The organism is Longimicrobium sp., assembly GCF_036554565.1.
Taxonomy (GTDB): Bacteria; Gemmatimonadota; Gemmatimonadetes; order Longimicrobiales; family Longimicrobiaceae; genus Longimicrobium.
Genome location: NZ_DATBNB010000296.1, coordinates 1 through 1842, shown reverse-complemented (window position 1 = coordinate 1842; position 1842 = coordinate 1). Strand labels below are relative to the sequence as shown.

Here is a 1842-nt window from a genome sequence, read left to right as displayed (position 1 = left end):
CGGCCTCCCCGTCGAGCCCGACGTGTAGATGACGTAGGCCGCGCGCCCGCGCGCGAACTCGTCCGTCAGGTTCTCCGCGCCGTGGGCGGCGACGGCCTCGCGCTCGGCGTCGAGGCGGATGACGCGCGCGGCCGTAGACTTGAGCGCGCAGGCGACCTCGCCCGCGGTGAGCAGCGCGTGCGCCTGCGAGTCTTCGAGCATGTAGGCGAGGCGGTCGGCCGGGTAGTCCGGGTCGAGCGGGACGTAGGCGCCGCCCGCCTTCCACACGCCGAGCAGCGCGACGAGCATGTCGGTCGAGCGGCGGAAGTGGAGGCCGACGCGCGCCTCGGGCCCGACGCCCTGCGCGCGCAGGTGGCGCGCGAGCCGGTTGGCGCGCGCGTTCAGCTCGGCGTACGTCAGCTGCCCTCCGCCGAAAACCACGGCCACCGCTCCGGGCGTGCGTGCCGCCTGCGCCTCGAACAGCTCGTGGATGCACAGGTCGGCGGGATACTCAGCCGTCGTCCGGTTCCACTCCTCCAGCACGAGCGTGCGCTCCGCATTCCCGAGCAGGTCCAGGCGCGAGAGCCGCACGTCCACATTCGCGCCGACCTGCTCCAGCACCCGCTCCAGGTGCCGCGCCATGCGCTCCACCGTGCCGCGCTCGAACAGGTCCGCGCTGTAGGTCAACCCTCCGCGCAGTCCGTGCGAGGTCGGCGCCAGCGTCAGGGAGAGATCGAACTTGGCGCTCGCGGGCTCCGCTCCGGCTTCGCTCACGCTCAGCCCCGGAAGCGCGGTTCCCGCGCCCTCGCGCCCGGCCCCGTCCGCGAGATTCTGGAGCGTGAACATCACCTGAAAGAGGGGCGAGTGGCTCAAGCTGCGCTCCGGCTGCAGCTCCTCCACCAGCTTCTCGAAGGGCACATCCTGGTGCTCGTACGCGCCCAGCGTGGTCTCCCGCACCCGCCGCAGAGACTCGCGGAAGGACGGATCGCCTGAGAGGTCGGTCCGCAGCACCAGTGTGTTTACGAAGAAGCCAATCAGCGCCTCCACCTCGCCGCGCGTGCGTCCGGCGATGGGGCTGCCCACGACGATGTCCTCGATCCCGCTGTACTTCGAGAGCAGCACCTGGAAGGCAGCCAGCAGCGTCATGTACAGCGTCGTCCCCTCACTCCGCCCGAGCGCCTGCAGCCGCTCCAGCAGCTCCAGCAGCTCGGGGGAGAAGTTCACCGGGACGGTTGCGCCCTCGTACGTTCGCACCGGCGGGCGGGGACGGTCGGCGGGCAGTTCCAGCAGCTCCGGTGCGCCAACCAGCCGCTCCCGCCAGTACGCCAGCTGCCGATCCAGGACCTCGCCTTCCAGCTGCTTGCGCTGCCAGACCGCGTAGTCGGCGTACTGCACCGGCAGCTCGGGGAGCGGCGACTCCCTCCCCTCGCGATACGCCGCGTAGAGCGCCGACAACTCCTGGTGGAGCCCCCCCCTGCTCCACCCGTCGCTGACGATGTGGTGCTGCGCGAGCAGCAGCACGTGCTCGTGGGCGCCCAGGCGCAGCAGCGCCGCACGGAAGAGCGGGCCCGCCGAAAGGTCGAACGGCCGCCGCGCCTCCTCGCCGGCGCGCCGCCTGAGCGCCGCCTCGCGATCCGCCTCGCCGAGCGCCGACAGGTCCTCCACCGGCAGGATGAAGCCGTTGAACGGGGTGATCTCCTGCACCGGGGTGCCGCCGCGCTCCGGGAAGGTGGTGCGCAGCGCCTCGTGGCGGCGGACGATCTCGCCCAGCGCGCGCTCCAGCGCGTCCACATCCAGCGCACCGCGCAGGCGCAGCGCGGCGGGGATGTTGTACGCGCTCCCGCCCTCCAGCCGGTCCAGGAA

At 72.3% G+C, this 1842-nt stretch carries 1 protein-coding gene; it reads right to left on the bottom strand.

Going from position 1 to position 1842, the window contains the following annotated elements:
• Positions 1 to 1842, bottom strand: a 1842-nt coding sequence (locus VIB55_RS07940; protein WP_331876137.1) for a condensation domain-containing protein, incomplete at both ends; no start/stop codon positions are given.